The organism is Mesorhizobium sp. M0340, from assembly GCF_040321535.1.
Taxonomy (GTDB): domain Bacteria; phylum Pseudomonadota; class Alphaproteobacteria; order Rhizobiales; family Rhizobiaceae; genus Mesorhizobium.
In genome coordinates, this window is the sequence record NZ_JAMYRR010000011.1 from 182,048 (window position 1) to 197,311 (window position 15,264).

Here is a 15,264-nt window from a genome sequence, read left to right on the forward strand (position 1 = left end):
AAAAGGGCGGCCGCTTGGATGGCAAGCGGCCGCGATCAAAATAGCTGGTGCGTTTCCAAGGAAGCGGTCGGGCCAGTGCTCGGTTCGATATTCTGAAAAGAGAACTGCTATGCTCGCAGAGGCACCACCTCGGCGCCATCAAGCGTGTAGCGCGCATAGCGGAAATCGCGAATTCTCGCCAATCTGTCGCCCGCCCATTCCAGCAGGATAAAGTATTTTGCCCCTCCGGCCGGGTCATCCGGATCGATCACAAGAATGGCTGGGCGCCGATCGACCAGGCCTGGAAGCAGTTGCCAATCGTGGATACCCGCGTAATTGTGGAAGTATCGGCCCACTTTCGCGCGGCCGCTCGCCCGGAGCCGGTTGACGAGGTCAAGCCGCACATCCTCGGCCAGCATGTCGCGGATCGTATCGAAATCGCGGGCGTTGAACCGCTCTACATAGGCTGCCAGACGCACTCGTTCGGGCTCGGCCAACACCGGCACAGGCCGATCGTCTGGCTCGCCGGCGACCTCGCGCAGGCGCAGACGGCCGCGATGCAGTGCGGCTTTCACCGCCGGAACGCTGCTGTCGATAATGTTGCCGATCTCTTCGATCGTATAGCCGAGCACATCCATGAGGATGACGCTGCTACGCTGCGCCGCGGGCAGCCGCATGAAGGTCTGCAGGCTTGCGGCTGCAGTGTGTCGGCCCTCGGCCGACATGCCGGGGTCAGGTATCATGTCGATATCCTCGACGGCATGCGTGGCATCCGCCCTGGCGCGACGGCGCAGGTGGTCGAGCGCGGCATTGTGCGCGATGCGGAACAGCCAGCCCTCGACATTGGCTATCGGCTCGGTCCCGGGGAACGCCTCGAGCGCCTTGACCGTAGCTTCCTGAACGACATCCTCGGCATCGACCACCGAACCGGTCATGCGGGCGCAATAACGGTGCAGTTTCGGCCGCAATTCGCCGAGCAGCCGGTCAAATGGCTCCCGTCCTTCTGGCGTGCCGATTGCGGATCCGGTCATCGCACAAGCGTCGATTTCATGCGTATCTCCCAGGGACAGGCGCCCGCCATCGGGCGCAGCGTCCTATAGACGCTCGACGATGGCAAAAGGATTCGGTCGAAAAAACTTTCTTTAGCTGGAATCCTTTGGTGGTGCCTCCGCGTCTCTGCATCGTGGGCCTGCGAACCTTGTAGGCCCTCTGTTCAAGCCGGAGGCGCCACAGTCATGAACAAGCAAAGTGCGGCATCAACGAAGGTCTGGGTTCTCGCCCTCACGTCGATAGGCTCCTTGATGGTCGTTCTCGATGCGATGGTCGTGGCGACCGCATTAAGTACGATGCGGGTCGAACTCGATGCCTCGCTGGAGACGCTGCAATGGACGATGAATGCCTATAATTTGAGTTTTGCCGTCCTGCTCATGACCGGGGCGGCGCTCGGTGACAGGTTCGGCCGCCGCCGCATCTTCATCGCCGGATTGGCGCTGTTCGTCGCAGCGTCCGTTGCCTGCGCGCTCGCTGGAAATGCCGGATTGCTGATTACGGCCCGTGCGGTTCAGGGCGCGGGTGCCGCAATGGTCATGCCACTGGCCATGGCGCTGCTGAGCGTCGCTTTTCCTCCGGAGGAACGAGGCAAGGCGCTGGGTATCTTCAGCAGCATCACAGGCCTGGCCCTGATCATCGGCCCGATGGCCGGCGGTGCAATCTCCGAAGGCCTCTCCTGGCACTGGATCTTCTGGCTCAATGTCCCGGTCGGCATCATCCTCATCCCGCTGGTGCTGCGTCGGATTCCGGAGAGTCACGGGCCGGGCACGGCTATCGATGTCCTCGGCGTCGTCCTGGTAACTGCGGCGGCATTTGGAGTGGTCTGGGGTCTGATGCGCGGCAACATCGTGGGCTGGAGCAGCTCTGAAGTGCTGTCGGCGCTGACGGCCGGGCTGCTTCTCGCCATCGCATTCGTCCTTTGGCAGTTACGTACCCGTGAGCCCATGCTGCCTTTGCGGTTTTTTCGGGCGCGCGCATTCTCCTCGGGCGTAGGGGCGAACTTCCTGCTCTGCGCCGCCATGTACGGCCTCGTATTCCTGTTGCCGCAGTTTCTGCAGTTTTCCCAGAGCCGCGGGCCGCTCGGCGCCGGCATGGGATTGCTGCCCTGGACCGCCACGCTTTTTGTGGTCGCACCGATCGCCGGCAGCCTGATCAACCGCGTCGGCGAGCGCTGGCTTGTGGTGGCCGGATTGATCCTGCAATCGGCTGGAATGGCCTGGCTGGCGCAGATCGCAGCACCTGATCTGCCCTACATCCAGCTCGTCGCGCCGCTGATTATTACCGGCGCCGGCGTATCGATGGCCATGCCTGCAGCGCAGAACGCGGTGCTCAATGCGGTTGCGCGGCCGGAGGTCGGCAAGGCTGCCGGCACGTTCAACACGTTCCGCTTCCTCGGTGGCGTATCTGGGATCGCGATCGCCGGTGCGGTGTTCGCCGGGACCGGAAGCTTCGCGTCCACCGACGCGTTCAGTGACGGCTTCACCTCGGCAATCGACGTCTCCGCTCTGCTCTCGCTCGCAGGTGCGCTCGTCGGAATGGGGCTCCCGGAGCGTCGCACAGTGGCGCTCGCGAACGCCAGCAAGGAGGCGTAACTCGGAGGCGCGAAGCTTGCGCGTGAGTGGGTGCCGCGAAGCAGCCCCTTCCTTCAACACGCCCTCCTGTTGCCGGGCGGATGCGAGGGCTCGCCATGAGGCCCCACAGCTGGTCGGCGCGCAGGTGCCTGGCGGATCCATCATAGGCCACGCGTCCGAGACTGAGAGCCACGATCCTGTCGGCCAGCGCCCGCGCTGTGGAGAGATCATGCGCGACGAGGATCACGCCGGTGCCGCTGGCGCCGATCGAGCGGACGAGCTTCGCGGCGGCGGCGAGCATGTTGCATTGCAGCACCCCTGCCGCCGAAATTGGTCGGCCAAGGCAGCGTGTCAAAATCGTCAAAGATGGACAATTCGGGCTGGTTCCCGCTGTTTTTTGTGCTTTATTAGTCGCGCCTCACGTTCCTGTTTCAAATGTGTCAACTTTTTGTGTTGCGTTGCACAATGGTGGCCCTATTCTGGGTGCGGGGGGCGCTTCCGATTGGAAATGCGCCGTGAACGACGCCGCCATGTTGACCGATTGGCAGTTTCGCCGTCCCGCCGGCGTACGCCGCTAATGGGAAATGCGCGCGACACCCAATTGGACGCGCTGAGGGCCATCGCCGTGACGATGGTGCTGTACGCCCACTTCTTCGCGGCCGGCGGGTCCTCGTTCTGGGGCCATCTTGGCGTGCGCCTGTTTTTCGTGCTGAGCGGCTTTCTGATCACGCGACTGCTGCTGGAAGCCAGAGCGGCCGCCGAATTCGAAACCGGACCGGCGCTAAGATCCTTCTATGTCAGGCGGGCGCTGCGGATATTCCCGCCCTATTTTGCGGTGTTGGGTTTCGTCTGGCTGGTGGATCTGGAGCAGTCCAGGGGGTCGCTGGCCTGGCATGCGCTCTATCTGTCGAACTTCTGGTACGCATCGCAGAATGAATGGACGCCCTGGCTGCTCTGTCATTTCTGGAGCCTGAGCATCGAGGAGCAGTTCTACATCGCCTGGCCGCTGATAGTCCTGCTGGCGCCGCGCCGGCGCCTCGAAGCAATCTGCATCGGCGTTATCGTGCTGTCGCTGGCCTATCGCTTTTATTGGCCGATCGCGGGAACGCCCAGCCTGGCGCGCGACCTGCTGCCGCCGGCGTCGATGGATGCACTGGCGTCAGGCGCGCTGCTCGCCGCCTACCGGTCAAGAACTGCTGGCTTGCCGCAATGGCTTCGAGGTGGCTGGCCGGGGCTCGCGGTGGCGTTTTTCGTTCTGCAGTGGTTTGCGCCGGCGCCGGCAAATCCGGTGCAGGAATGGGGCCTCTGGCTGCTGTTGCAGATCCTGCCTGTCGCGCCTCTGGTGGTCATCGTTGCAAGCTGTTCGACAGGCGTTGGCGGTCGCGTCGGAAAACTTCTCGAACTGCCGCCGCTGCTCGGTTTTGGCCGCATCAGCTACGGCGTCTATCTCTACCATCCGATAGTGCTGGCGCTGGTCGTCAAATCGCAGCCGTGGATTCCGCTCAACGTCTCGGAGCAAGGGCCTGGGCGGTTCCTGGTGGCGGGAACGGCAACGCTCATACTGGCCTCGGCTTCGTGGCTGCTTTTCGAAAAGCCGCTCAACAGCCTCAAGCGCCACTTCCCCTATGTTGCTCGAAGAGTCCCAGGCGCCGCCCCGGCAGGCATCGACATGGGCAATGCCGGATGGCTCACGGCCGGAGCATATCTGGGTGGACCGCCTGATGGCCCCTCACGCTTGCCACGCAAGCTGCAACGAACCGATCGGGGCTGATCATGGCTGCTCCCTTAGTCTCCGTTCTGCTGCCGATCTACAATGCGGGACCTTATCTGGCAGCTGCGCTGGGCAGCATCCTGCGCCAGGATTACAAGCATCTTGAGGTCATCGCCATCGATGACGGCTCGACCGACAACTCGCTGCAGATCCTGCGGAAATACCGCCAGGCCGACAGCCGCATCTCGATCGTCTCACGCGAAAACCGCGGCCTGATCGCAACGCTGAACGAAGGCTTGGCCATAGCCCGCGGCGATCTGGTCGCCAGGATGGATGCCGACGACATCGCCTATCCCCAACGCCTGTCGCGGCAGGTAGCACTGTTCGACCAGCAGCCTGACCTCGCTCTGTGCGGCGCAAGCTTCGATACCTTGCTCGGCAACCGCATCGTTAGGGGGTCGCCCGATCCGATATTCCACGACAATAGCCTGCGCATATTGTCGATGTTCTTCACGATCTTCATGCATTCAACGGTCGTTTATAACCGGAAGGTCATCGAAGACGGCGTTCTACATTATGACGAGAGCTATAAGCACGCCGAGGATTTCGACCTGTTCAGGCGACTGACCGACCGCTACCCGGCGGCCATGATCCCCGAAAGCCTGATCGCTTATCGAATCCATAACGACAGCGTGACCAACCGGCACAAGCGCGAAATGCGCAGGACGCATTTGAAGATCGTCGCCGAGAACCTCGAGCGCGAAGGACTCGCACAAGAGACGCAAGACCTCCGCGCCATCGGTGAGGTCCTGTCGATGGAGACGATTCGCCGTGCCGCCGAATGGATCCTCGCGCTGGAAGAAAGGATAGCCGCGCTTTCGGCCGAGACGAGGCCGAGCTACCAGGCCGGCACGCTGAACCTGTTCTATTTCCTCTATCAGCTGATAGCGGGAGAAAGGCAGCCGCTGCTGATGCACGAATTCCTGACACGGACGGCGAAATGGAAGCTCATCCGGCGCCGCGAGCAGTACGTGTTTCGCACCGGTGCTTTCGCGCCGCGCTTCAGTCTCGTCTCGATGTCGGTCACCAGGCAGGTGGATGCCCTGTCGCGGTATCTGCAGTCCGTGCCGGCCGCGGCGGTTTTGCCTTCGAACCAGTTGAGCTAGCAGCCCATGTTCGTCAAATCGCACCAGCTCCAGCAACGCGGCCGCTCGATGATGCCGGCGGCCATGTCGCCGCGGCCGCAGCAAGGACCGGTGCCGGCGGTCAGCTTCATTGTCTGCACCCGCGACCGTGTCGCCGTACTCGAGCCCTGCATCAGCTCGATCCAGGCCGCGTGTCGTGCCCATGCCGACTTTGCCGCCGAGCTGGTGGTTGTCGACAACGGCTCGACCGACAGCACGGCCAAACGGCTGGCCAGCATCGCCGAACTGTCGGACATCCCGTTCACTGCCATTTGCGAGCCGCGACCCGGATTGGCGGCCGCGCGCAACGCCGGGCTGGAGCGGGCGCGGGGCCGCGTGCTGGTCTTCGTCGATGATGATTGCGCGGTCCACAAGGATTATCTGCGCGATCTGCAGCGGCACTATGCGGCCGGCGAACGGGTCATCCGCGGCGGCCGCGTCGAGATCGGCGACCCCCGCGACCTGCCGTTCACCATCAAGCGGTCGCCGGTGCGCGCGCGGCTCACGCCGGATGTCCATCCTGGCGGCTTCGTGCTTGGCTGCAACATGACGATGCACCGCGATGTTGCCGCCCGAATCGGGCGTTTCGACGAACGCTTCGGCGCAGGCGGCCCGCTGCGCTCGGCGGAAGATACGGACTATCTCGTCCGGGCGGTGCTGCTCGGCATTCCGGTCGAATACGTGCCCGACATGATCATCTATCACCATCACGGCCGGCGCGACCGCAAGGCCATCGAAAAGCTGCATCGCGATTACAGCATGGGCAATGGCGGGCTTTGCCTGAAGCATATCCGCCACGCGCCGTGGCTGCTTCGGCATTTCTACTGGTCGATGAGGGCAGCCTTGCGCGAACTGAGGAAAGGCCCGCTGTTCGATCGTGAACTCAAGCTGTCGCACTGGCCGATCATCGGCATGAATCTGCTCGGCGCGGCCAAGTTCGCGGTGCTTTTGCTGGCGAAATCGCCAAAGACAACGGAGATGCGACAGGAGCAACAGGCAAATGCCGAGGCGAGGTGATCCGCTATCATGCGACTGACAAGCCTGCCGATGCTGCGCCGCGCGCTGGGAAGAAAGCAGTTGCGCCTGCTTCCGGCCGTGGTGGTGCTCGGGCTGCTCAGCGCCGCGCTCGAAGGTTTTGGTATCGGCCTGATCATCCCGTTGCTGAACATAATCATGGGGCAACAGGGGCAGACCGGCATGGCAGGCTTTTCCGCCGTCTTCCAGCATGTCGGAGCGAGCCTGAGCGAGCGCGACCGGCTGATCGCCATATCGGTCGCCATCCTCGGCTCGATCGTTCTGAAAAATCTGTTCGCCTATGCCAACACGCTGCTGACCACCTTAATCTACGGCAAGGCCAGCCATTCGATCCGCAGCGCGCTGTCGGAGCAGCTGCTTAGGGTAGGCTACCCGTTCTTCCTGCAGCAAAGCCCTGGACGGCTGCTCAACATCATCTCCAACGAATCCTGGCGGGCCTCGGATGCCATCCAGATCACGCTGGGTGCAATCGTCAACGCATCGGCCGCGATCATCCTCCTCACCTTCCTGCTGCTCCTGTCGTGGCAGATGACGTTGCTGGTCACGCTGGGCCTGGCGCTGGTGCAGGTCGCGCACGCCATGCTGTCCGCCAATCTGAAGGCGCCGAGCCGCAGCGTCGCCTCCCGCAACAGTCAGCTCGCATCACAGATGCTGCATCTGGTGCATGCCGGGCGGCTGATCCGCATCTTCGGCCAGGAGCAACGCGAGAAGGCGGCATTCGACCAGGCATCGGATGCGGTGCGCCGCGCCGCCTTCGTGCTTTTGACCCGTCAGGGAGCGTTGCCGCCGCTGACCGAGGTTCTGCATGCCATGCTGTTCCTGGCGGTGGTGATCGGCGCCTGGTTCGCCAATGTTTCCTTCCCGCTGATCGTCGCCTTCGTCATCCTGCTCTACAGGCTGCAGCCCTACATGCGGTCTTTGCAAATGGCCTGGACACAGCTGCAGGGCCTGAGCGGATCGCTGGAAGAGGTGACGTGGATGCTGGACCCATCCGACAAGCCCGCGCCGCCGCAAGGCAGCGCAACGTTCCCCGGGCTCAGCCAAGGCATCAAGTTCGAGGACGTCACCTTTACCTATTCCGGCTCGGAGCAGCGCGCGGTGGTGCTGCATGCGGCGAGCTTCGACCTGCGCAGCGGCCGCTCAACCGCGCTGATAGGCCGGTCGGGCGCCGGTAAGACGACGATCGTCAATCTCCTGTGCCGCTTTGTCGAACCGGATAGCGGCAGGATCCTCGTCGATGGATCGCCTTTGGACCGCATCGACCCCAGCCAGTGGCGAAAGCACATCGCGCTCGCCAGCCAGGAGCTGGAGCTGGTCGACGGAACGATTTTCGACAACATCATTTACGGCCAGGACGCCGCCTCGGCCGACGATGCCGAGCGCGCGGCAAAACTGGCCGAAGCGCATGGCTTCATCGAGCAACTGCCGCAAGGCTACAGGACCGTCGTCGGCTACCGCGGCGTTAACCTTTCAGCCGGACAGCGGCAGCGGATCGCACTGGCCAGGGCCCTGGTGCGCGATCCCGATATCCTCATCCTCGACGAAGCCACCAATGCTGTGGACGGGCTATCGGAAGCGGCGATCGTCGAAACGCTGAAGTCGCGCGCCGGCCGCCGCACCACCATCGTCATCAGCCATCATCGCAGCACCATCTCGTTCTGCGACGACGTCGTGATCCTGAGCCACGGCCGCGTGAAAAAGCAGGCACCCTTCGCCGCGCTGGCGACGCTCAGCATGGACGAGCTTTACCAGCACTAGGCGCTGGAGGGCTGAGGGCGACCCCGCTGCGCGCGCTGTGAGGTCGTCTCGAATGTCAAGCCAGGTCAAGCATCTCAGGGATGAGGAAGACCTCCGCCATGCTTCTCTGCAGGATTTCTGGGGTGATGTGTGATCCCGAGCTTACCCGCCTTCGATCTGGAGCATACAGAACCAAGGGTCCGCCAGCCAAATCCAGCAATGGCAGGCGGACCCCAATCAGCGCATGAAGGGACTGATTCTGCGCCGATGTCTCCTCGAGGAGGTGACGCCATCAACTGAAGACGGGCGCAGTTGTTCCCGAAGCTGCCTGTGCACGGGACCATTGCGCAGGCAGGTCAGACTTAGGTCCCTGCGAACGGGCATCGCTGGCTGTGAGTGAAGATCGGATCGGCTCGGTGGTAGCGAAACTTCGTCCGGAGATAGGTGCAGCCATCGGGTTCCGGGCATGCGGCTCGGCGCTGATCATGGGCGTCGATCGATCCCCGCACGGCTGATGCGGAGGGCGCTTGCATTCCTGCGGAATGCGCATCCAATCCGGCGCCAACTGAAGTTGTCCAGGCGGTACAGGGCTCAGCGGTCGTCAAGCTGTTGCTAATATGCAGCACAGGCAGCGCTCTATGAACAGCGTCGCTTGGAACCGCTACCTCCGGCCAACCGTTGGTGCCACAATGACAAAACCAAAAAGTGAGGCTGACGATGGACCCGCGGCAAAACAACACGTTGGAGATCTGGTGTCTTGCAGCCGTTCCGCTGTCACTACTCCTTACGGTGTTATTAGCCGGATTTATTCTTTAGCCGAACCCAACGAGGCCGGCTTTGCGGACCGGGCCAGGAAGATGAAAATGACGGCCATTAGGCACGGTAGGCGTGGCGGACACCCCCGCAGCACCAGGCCGTGGCAGCCTTTTCCGACGTTGCCATCATAATCGGCTTTTTCGACCGTTCCGGTCCGCGGCGATTGCTCGCGGCCCGGTTGCGAGGGGCGAGCATCCGAGCCCGTACATTTTTTACACAATCTCTGATTGGTAGACTCGCCCGACGCCATCGACGTTAATTTTGCGTTAGCGACAGGAGGGGGGAGATCGCTAAAGGGAGGAAGAAAATGAAAGAAAACTACGATCTGACGATCGACTACGACGACGACGAGCCTTACGACAACAAACCCTACGATCTGGTCACATTCGCGAGAAAGCACGGGCTCAACATGCGAGCCGCCGAGCTTCTCCTTTTCGCCAAGGGTCCGTCCCGAGCGGCCTGCGATGCCGCGGCAAGGGCTTTTCTCGCGGCAGTCGCCGCACAAGCTATGAGACAATCGGCGCGGTAGGTCTCACAAAACCATTGCTGACACGGCCTGCCGTGTCAGCAACCCGACGGACAGCGCTGGAAATTCCGGGCCGTTTCCAACAAGATGCCTGAGCATCCGGGAACGGCCTGAAATGTGCAATCTTTACAATATCACGACCAGCCAGGAGGCCATTCGCCAGTGGACCCGCGCCTTGCGCGATATCCTCGGCAATCTCGAACCCTCCATCGACATCTATCCCAACCAGCCAAGCCCGGTGGTGCGCAATGCGCCGGACGGCGAACGTGAATTAGCCAATCTGCTGTGGGGCATGCCGACGCCACTGGAGCGGGTCAAGGGCAAGGCCGACTACGGCACCACCAATATCCGCAATCCGCAATACGGCCACTGGCAGCAATATCTCGGCATCGAGAACCGCTGCGTGGTGCCCGTCACCAGCTTCGCCGAGCCCAGCCCGACGCCCGGCGACAAGGACCCCGAGACCGGCATTCAGCGCAACTTCTGGTTTGCGCTCGGCGAGGACCGCCCGCTGTTCTTCTTTGCCGGCCTGTGGACGCGCTGGCAGGGCATTCGCAAGGTCAAGGACGGCCCCGCCGAGCACCAGGTCTATGGCTTCATGACGACCAGGCCCAACGCGCTGATCGCGCCGATCCACGACAAGGCAATGCCGGTGATCCTGACCACGCCGGAAGAAACCGAGGCTTGGCTCAGCGCGCCATGGTCGGAGGCAAGACACCTGCAGCGCACGGCGCCCGATGACGCGCTGGTGATCGTCGACAAGCCGGCGACGCAGATCAAGTTTCCGCAGCAGGCGCCGGCGCAAGGCTCATTGTTTTAGCGCTTGAATTTCTGCAGCACCCAGATGTAGCCCTTGGGCGGATGATCCTGGTCGATGAACTGCGTCTTCACCGTCGTGTCCTTGCGGCTGCATCGCTTGCACCTGAACCTGATCGCTTCCAGCGGTTTGTTCCAGCCCACCACCTGGGCCACGTCATTCGCCCTGAAGCGCCCGACGTGGTAGCAGTGGCCGCACTCCACGATAAGCAGCATGTTGGCCTTGGCGGCACGCCCAACGCTGTCCATCGGCCCGGCCATGGCTCATTTCCGGGTCGAGTAATCCTCGGGGAGGGGAAGCAGGCCAAGCTCCGCCATCCGATAATCGGGCTCCTTCTCCGCGACGCTGGCCAGCACCCCGTGCAATTTTTCGACAAGCCCGCAAAGCTGCCAGAACAGCTCGCCATGCGCCTTCAGATGCAGCTGCGACGACAGCACCGTCCTGCGCAGGCTCAGAGCGTCCCTGATGATCGCCTCCGCATCCCTCGCCGACAGCCTGTCGAACCGGCTTTTTCGTCTGCCCATCGCGGCTCTCCTCGATTTGTGAGCAACCGCCCCGCCTACTGACAAATAGGAAGGCATTCCTCGCAGAGTCAATTCGCTCTTGACATTTTTGTTCCCGTTTTGTTCAATTTGAACAGAAACTATCGGAGGCATCGCCATGGATTACATCGTGACGCTGGACAGCCGCCAGGAGGCTGCGCTGCAGGCCATCGCCGACAGGTTCATTGCATCACATAAGTGGGATGCGGTGAAGGCGCTGAAGGAGATGATTGTGCTGAATGGGCATTTGCAGGAGCGGTTGGATGCAGTGGAGAGCCGGCGTCGGGCGAGAGGCTAAGAGTTGCCGAAATGCGCATCTCAGCCGAGCACCGATCCATCTGCATTCTCAGGCCGCTGCTACAGACTTTGTGCTGATTCTGAACAAATCAAGCTCATTTAATAACGTAACCATGTCGGCTGGGATATCATCCTTATTCATCGCATCAATGATACGAGAGTCTGTCAGGGTAATACCATATTGATCTTTCACCCGCTGTCGATATTGACGCAGGACCTCCTTGCCCGAAACCAGAGTCATCCTTGAACCAATACTAGCCCAGCGAGCCTCGAACGAAGAGATTACGGGCTTATAGATGCTCGACGCGTCGTCGCCTCTTTTGCGAAAGAACTCAAGACGCCGCGCCATCAACTGAGAAAACACGTCGTCCCTCATCGGCCGAGTTATCGCGTCTAAAATGGCTTCTGAGGTCACCTCTTCCGAACTGCGTAATTCCGACGTATCTCGACGCACGCCGAGAGTCCGGTACACAGCTCGATCAAGAGCCGATGGGACAAGAAGATAATTTTCTATCTCCTTTCGTTCAAGCACTCTCGCCAGTAGAAGGCCGGCATCGAGAGTTTCTACCACATCAGCGATTTGTTCCTCGCAGAAGTAATCACGATCGTAGATCGCCCCTATCATAAGCGGAGCACCAAGTGCTTCGGCGATGCCCGATGCAAGGATTGTGATCTTTTGCCAAGAGCCAAAGCCTCCCGACGCCAAAGGGATAATTCCAGTGCCTGAACTCAACTCCTGCATCCCGATCTTACGTGCGAGACGCCGAAGTAGCCGGAAATCATTGAGGCCCTCAACAAAGAGGATTCTACGGCTCTTCGCAAGCGCGGTGAGAGTTATGTTGTGAGAGGAGCCAACAGCATCAAGCGCACGCTGAATACCGGATATGTTTCGTATGCGCTCTCCAGATTGGCGGTGCTTGTCGATCATTACGATCTCACTCGGATCGGCCTCGGCAATTATTTCACTCGAGTGAGTGGCGATCATTACGTCTGCCCCGGCGTCCCGCATAATGCCTAGCAGTTGGCGTTGGACATCGGGATGTAGGTACACTTCGGGCTCATCCACCACGATGAGAGAATTTTCGGTCGCGCGAGATAGGTGTGTTAGGAGTTGGCACCATATCTGGAAGCCAAAACCGACCCAATATATCTCTCTGGTTATCCGGTCCTCCAAGCAGAACATGCTCAGTTCTCCGGAAGCATAGTCATACTCCGGGGCACTGATTTGCATTCCTGGCCACGTTCTTGCGACAAGCTCCGAGAACGCATCAAATCCGTCTGGAAAAAAATGCCAGTAGCTTCGAAAATGTCTCGATGCCCGGTGGGTAGACAAGCCGGAGACGACAGTGCTGCGCTCCCGTTTCTTTTCTCTATGTTCAACCGGCCCAAGGACGGGCACAATTATCAAAGAAATTGGGAACTCTCGCTTGAACTCTGATGCGCTTTTGACCACGCCACCATCGACAAAAGGGAGAAAGACACAGCCGCCATCTTCAGGAAAGACCAATGCAAGCGAGTTCCCATTGCTCAGTGAAAAGGTTACGCGCGCTTCAGCCCCGTTGTAGTCAGTCTGTACGTTCTCCAGAGAAATCGGAACGCTCTCTTCGGGGAGGCGGTAGCCGATATAGGAATTGTCGCCGACATACACGCGACTGGGCGGTCGAGACCAGGCGAAACGTATTGCTGCATCGAGTGTCCGAAGAGCTCCGATCAAGGTGGACTTGCCCGAGTTGTTAGGCCCAACAAGAATATTGATCTCGTTTATCGTCAGCGTGAACCGGGATAGGGCCTTGAAATTGGAGAACTCAATCCGCCTTATACGCGCGCGTTTCTGCAAGAATGCCCCCTGATTTGCGCCGGTAGCTTATATGACGAGCTTAATAAGCCAGAATCCTTTTCTGCCACTGCGGCATGGCAGAATCGACGATTCTGTCAATTTGCGTCTCTCCTAGTATCCTCTTACGAACGCGGTGGTAAGACAGGGCTCTCTACTCGAACGGTCTCCGTGTACGCCCTCACCTCCCCATCATGACCGTGAGGCGCAGGTCTGGCCTCCCGCGTACTACAAAACGAACTGAGCGGCACTTTCCTCCGCTTTGCGGAAGGTCCGGCACATAGACAGGACCTCAAATCCCTCGACAGGCGCGCACTGGATGCTGCCCAGCGCGTGCTACTCGCACTGCCGGCGCGGCCCCCCTGAATAGGGCTGATAGCTGTTGTCTTCCGGCCGATAGGAGCGGTAGCGGCTGAAGCAGTATTGCACGTGGTCGGATCAGAACTCCGCGGCGCCGGGTTCATCTGATGGCGGGTAACCCTCCACCGACGACGTATCGCTCGCCTCGACGTAGCTGCCGTCATCGGTGATGTCGAGTTAGGGCGAGATGCAGGGGCGCTGCTCTCCGCTGTGGGACGTGTAGTGTCGTCCCTTAGCCTGTAGCAGCGGTAATGGGTTCGCGGCGGCTCGTGAGGGCTGGAATTCAGGTTCCCCCGGGCATGCCGCGCGACTGGCTGGCGGGCACCGGCCACCAACGCCCCTCAATGCCTCTTGAAATACTGCACCTCCCGTTCGTGCTTCTCGGCGGCCTCGCGGGTATCGAAGGTGCCGAGATTGCGGCGCTTGCCGGTCTTTTCGTCCTTCTTGCGCGAATAGAGGCGGTATTTTCCGTCTCTGAGTTTTCTGATCATCTGTCACTCCCCGAGCCGCTGCTTCCCCTTGAGGTTGCGCGCGGCTTGTTCGATCACCGCCCTGTCGTTTCCCAGCCTGTCGATCAGCTCCTGCGCCTGTTCGCCCGATATGCCGGTGCGCACCGCCAGGGCCTCCACCGTCAAGACGTCGGAGCTTGCGACCTCGCGGGTTTCCGGCAGGGCATCGCCTGCCGTCAGTGGCAGGGCTGCTTCCCTGTCGATCTCGGCCTCGGCCCGGTGCCAGTGCCGCTCGGGATCGCCATGGATCCCGCCTTCGCGTTCCCAGATCTGGTATGCGCGCTCACGAATCTTGTCGTCCCGGTCGTCGCCCATGTTGATTTCTCCTTTGGGTATCGGATGAACGCCGAGCCAACCCGAACGATCCAGGAAATCTGCGTGATGGTTGGTCGCACAAGGCGCCATGCACTGCGGCCGCCAGCCCGCCCGCGCTACTCGCACTGCCGACGCGGCCCCCCGGAATACGGCTGATAGCTATTGTCTTCCGGTCGGTACGAGCGGTAGCGACTGAAGCAGTATTGCACGTGGTCGGATGAGAGCTCGGCGTCGCCGGTTTCGTCCGGCCGCGGGTAGCCCTCCACCGACGATGTATCGCTCGCCTCGACGTAGCTGCCGTCATCGGTGATGTCGAGATAGGGCGAGATGCAGGGGCGCTGTTGGCCGCTGTAGGAGGTGTAGCGGTTGTCGTCCGGCCGGTAGGAGCGGTAGCGGCTGGCGCACCATTCGACATGAGCGGCGGGCAGCGCTTGCTGCTGCTCTTCCGCTGGTGGCTTGATGGAGCCGGTGGCGGTGGCGTCGGCTGTCGAAGCTGCGGCCGTATCGGCGGGTCTCGCGGTGCGATCAACTTCCGAGGTGCGAACGGGAACCGGGCGGGCCGGGAGGCGCTCGAGGCGCTGCGAGGCCGGGTTTACCGCGCGCGGATCCTTGGCCCACAGTTCGGCGACGCTGGAGGCCGGGGCTGCCGGCCGCACCGGCTTGGCTATCAGAAGCCAGGTGGCGAAGGCCAGGCCGCTGGCGAATACGGCGAGCGTCAGCACGAAGCCGCCAAAGATTGCGAACAAAGCTTTCATGCCGCGCTCCTTTGCCTCCCGGTTAAGGAAATGCCGAGGCGGGGAATCCGGTTCCAGGAAAGAGCGTAGTGCAGGGCACTCGAAGGAAGGCCCATCTCCGTGGGGGGGGGGGGCCGGCCGCCCCCCCCCCCAGGCGGGGGCCGGGGCGGCCGCCCCAGGCCGAGGCGGTGTTGGGTCCGCCCCGAGACGGCCCGGCACGAGGCGGGAGGGGTCGGAGCCGCGTGGT

The 15,264-nt window shown here is 61.5% G+C and carries 16 protein-coding genes and 1 pseudogene; 9 read left to right on the forward strand and 8 right to left on the reverse strand.

The window, feature by feature from the left end; translation table 11 throughout:
- Positions 1-107 precede the first annotated feature (107 nt).
- Entirely contained in the window at positions 108-1,010 is a 903-nt protein-coding gene (locus NKI79_RS17975) for a sigma-70 family RNA polymerase sigma factor (RefSeq protein WP_352803207.1), read from the reverse strand.
- A 204-nt stretch (positions 1,011-1,214) separates the two neighbouring features.
- Between NKI79_RS17975 and NKI79_RS17980 the strand changes: the two genes are divergently transcribed.
- From NKI79_RS17980 to NKI79_RS18015, 8 genes are all read left to right on the forward strand, one after another.
- On the forward strand, positions 1,215-2,621 hold the full coding sequence (locus NKI79_RS17980; RefSeq protein WP_352803209.1) for a DHA2 family efflux MFS transporter permease subunit: 1,407 nt from the start codon (positions 1,215-1,217) through the stop codon (positions 2,619-2,621).
- 230 nt (positions 2,622-2,851) lie between these two features.
- Positions 2,852-3,178, forward strand: coding sequence for a hypothetical protein (locus NKI79_RS17985; protein WP_352803212.1), 327 nt, complete (start codon positions 2,852-2,854; stop codon positions 3,176-3,178).
- On the forward strand, positions 3,178-4,371 hold the full coding sequence (locus NKI79_RS17990) for an acyltransferase family protein (RefSeq protein ID WP_352803214.1): 1,194 nt from the start codon (positions 3,178-3,180) through the stop codon (positions 4,369-4,371). Before NKI79_RS17985 ends, NKI79_RS17990 begins: the two co-directional genes overlap by 1 nt.
- A 2-nt stretch (positions 4,372-4,373) precedes the next feature.
- Positions 4,374-5,477 (forward strand): glycosyltransferase family 2 protein, encoded by a 1,104-nt coding sequence (locus NKI79_RS17995; protein WP_352803217.1) that lies wholly within the window; start codon positions 4,374-4,376, stop codon positions 5,475-5,477.
- Positions 5,478-5,540: 63 nt separating this feature from the next.
- A complete protein-coding gene (locus NKI79_RS18000; protein ID WP_352803248.1) occupies positions 5,541-6,512 on the forward strand; it encodes a glycosyltransferase family 2 protein in 972 nt (323 codons plus the stop codon).
- A 9-nt stretch (positions 6,513-6,521) separates the two neighbouring features.
- A complete protein-coding gene (locus tag NKI79_RS18005; RefSeq protein ID WP_352803219.1) occupies positions 6,522-8,288 on the forward strand; it encodes an ABC transporter ATP-binding protein in 1,767 nt (588 codons plus the stop codon).
- Positions 8,289-9,390: 1,102 nt separating this feature from the next.
- Positions 9,391-9,612 (forward strand): hypothetical protein, encoded by a 222-nt coding sequence (locus NKI79_RS18010; RefSeq protein WP_254819423.1) that lies wholly within the window; start codon positions 9,391-9,393, stop codon positions 9,610-9,612.
- A 112-nt stretch (positions 9,613-9,724) separates the two neighbouring features.
- Complete coding sequence (locus NKI79_RS18015; RefSeq protein WP_352803222.1) at positions 9,725-10,429, forward strand: SOS response-associated peptidase; 705 nt, start codon at positions 9,725-9,727, stop codon at positions 10,427-10,429.
- Here the strand turns inward: NKI79_RS18015 and NKI79_RS18020 are convergent.
- The gene (locus NKI79_RS18020) at positions 10,426-10,686 is read right to left on the reverse strand and encodes a hypothetical protein (RefSeq protein WP_023677293.1); all 261 of its coding nucleotides are present in this window, start codon (positions 10,684-10,686) and stop codon (positions 10,426-10,428) included. The two genes, NKI79_RS18015 and NKI79_RS18020, sit on opposite strands and share 4 nt — an antisense overlap.
- A gap of 3 nt (positions 10,687-10,689) precedes the next feature.
- Positions 10,690-10,950, reverse strand: a complete 261-nt coding sequence (locus tag NKI79_RS18025) for a hypothetical protein (RefSeq protein ID WP_352475623.1) — start codon at positions 10,948-10,950, stop codon at positions 10,690-10,692.
- A gap of 136 nt (positions 10,951-11,086) precedes the next feature.
- Here NKI79_RS18025 and NKI79_RS18030 point away from each other — a divergent pair, with 136 nt between their 5' ends.
- Positions 11,087-11,266, forward strand: a complete 180-nt coding sequence (locus NKI79_RS18030; RefSeq protein ID WP_352803224.1) for a hypothetical protein — start codon at positions 11,087-11,089, stop codon at positions 11,264-11,266.
- Between the two features lie 48 nt (positions 11,267-11,314).
- Here the strand turns inward: NKI79_RS18030 and NKI79_RS18035 are convergent, their stop codons facing one another.
- The 5 genes and pseudogenes from NKI79_RS18035 to NKI79_RS18055 form a co-directional block, all read right to left on the reverse strand.
- A complete protein-coding gene (locus NKI79_RS18035; protein ID WP_352475621.1) occupies positions 11,315-13,102 on the reverse strand; it encodes an ATP-dependent nuclease in 1,788 nt (595 codons plus the stop codon).
- A gap of 333 nt (positions 13,103-13,435) precedes the next feature.
- Positions 13,436-13,534 (reverse strand): annotated as a pseudogene (locus tag NKI79_RS18040) (BA14K family protein); the annotation flags it as partial.
- A 266-nt stretch (positions 13,535-13,800) separates the two neighbouring features.
- Positions 13,801-13,950, reverse strand: coding sequence for a hypothetical protein (locus NKI79_RS18045; protein ID WP_352803226.1), 150 nt, complete (start codon positions 13,948-13,950; stop codon positions 13,801-13,803).
- A gap of 3 nt (positions 13,951-13,953) precedes the next feature.
- Positions 13,954-14,283, reverse strand: a complete 330-nt coding sequence (locus NKI79_RS18050; protein ID WP_352803227.1) for a DUF2934 domain-containing protein — start codon at positions 14,281-14,283, stop codon at positions 13,954-13,956.
- 116 nt (positions 14,284-14,399) lie between these two features.
- On the reverse strand, positions 14,400-15,038 hold the full coding sequence (locus NKI79_RS18055; protein ID WP_352803229.1) for a BA14K family protein: 639 nt from the start codon (positions 15,036-15,038) through the stop codon (positions 14,400-14,402).
- Positions 15,039-15,264 lie beyond the last annotated feature (226 nt).

Bases quoted from the DNA above. Each gene is read 5' to 3' on its own strand.
- NKI79_RS17975 (WP_352803207.1), bottom strand. From the start codon at position 1,010: ATGACCGGATCCGCAATCGGCACGCCAGAAGGACGGGAGCCATTTGAC.
- NKI79_RS17980 (WP_352803209.1), top strand. From the start codon at position 1,215: ATGAACAAGCAAAGTGCGGCATCAACGAAGGTCTGGGTTCTCGCCCTC.
- NKI79_RS17990 (WP_352803214.1), top strand. From the start codon at position 3,178: ATGGGAAATGCGCGCGACACCCAATTGGACGCGCTGAGGGCCATCGCC.
- NKI79_RS17995 (WP_352803217.1), top strand. From the start codon at position 4,374: ATGGCTGCTCCCTTAGTCTCCGTTCTGCTGCCGATCTACAATGCGGGA.
- NKI79_RS18000 (WP_352803248.1), top strand. From the start codon at position 5,541: ATGTCGCCGCGGCCGCAGCAAGGACCGGTGCCGGCGGTCAGCTTCATT.
- NKI79_RS18005 (WP_352803219.1), top strand. From the start codon at position 6,522: ATGCGACTGACAAGCCTGCCGATGCTGCGCCGCGCGCTGGGAAGAAAG.
- NKI79_RS18010 (WP_254819423.1), top strand. From the start codon at position 9,391: ATGAAAGAAAACTACGATCTGACGATCGACTACGACGACGACGAGCCT.
- NKI79_RS18015 (WP_352803222.1), top strand. From the start codon at position 9,725: ATGTGCAATCTTTACAATATCACGACCAGCCAGGAGGCCATTCGCCAG.
- NKI79_RS18020 (WP_023677293.1), bottom strand. From the start codon at position 10,686: ATGGCCGGGCCGATGGACAGCGTTGGGCGTGCCGCCAAGGCCAACATG.
- NKI79_RS18025 (WP_352475623.1), bottom strand. From the start codon at position 10,950: ATGGGCAGACGAAAAAGCCGGTTCGACAGGCTGTCGGCGAGGGATGCG.
- NKI79_RS18030 (WP_352803224.1), top strand. From the start codon at position 11,087: ATGGATTACATCGTGACGCTGGACAGCCGCCAGGAGGCTGCGCTGCAG.
- NKI79_RS18045 (WP_352803226.1), bottom strand. From the start codon at position 13,950: ATGATCAGAAAACTCAGAGACGGAAAATACCGCCTCTATTCGCGCAAG.
- NKI79_RS18050 (WP_352803227.1), bottom strand. From the start codon at position 14,283: ATGGGCGACGACCGGGACGACAAGATTCGTGAGCGCGCATACCAGATC.
- NKI79_RS18055 (WP_352803229.1), bottom strand. From the start codon at position 15,038: ATGAAAGCTTTGTTCGCAATCTTTGGCGGCTTCGTGCTGACGCTCGCC.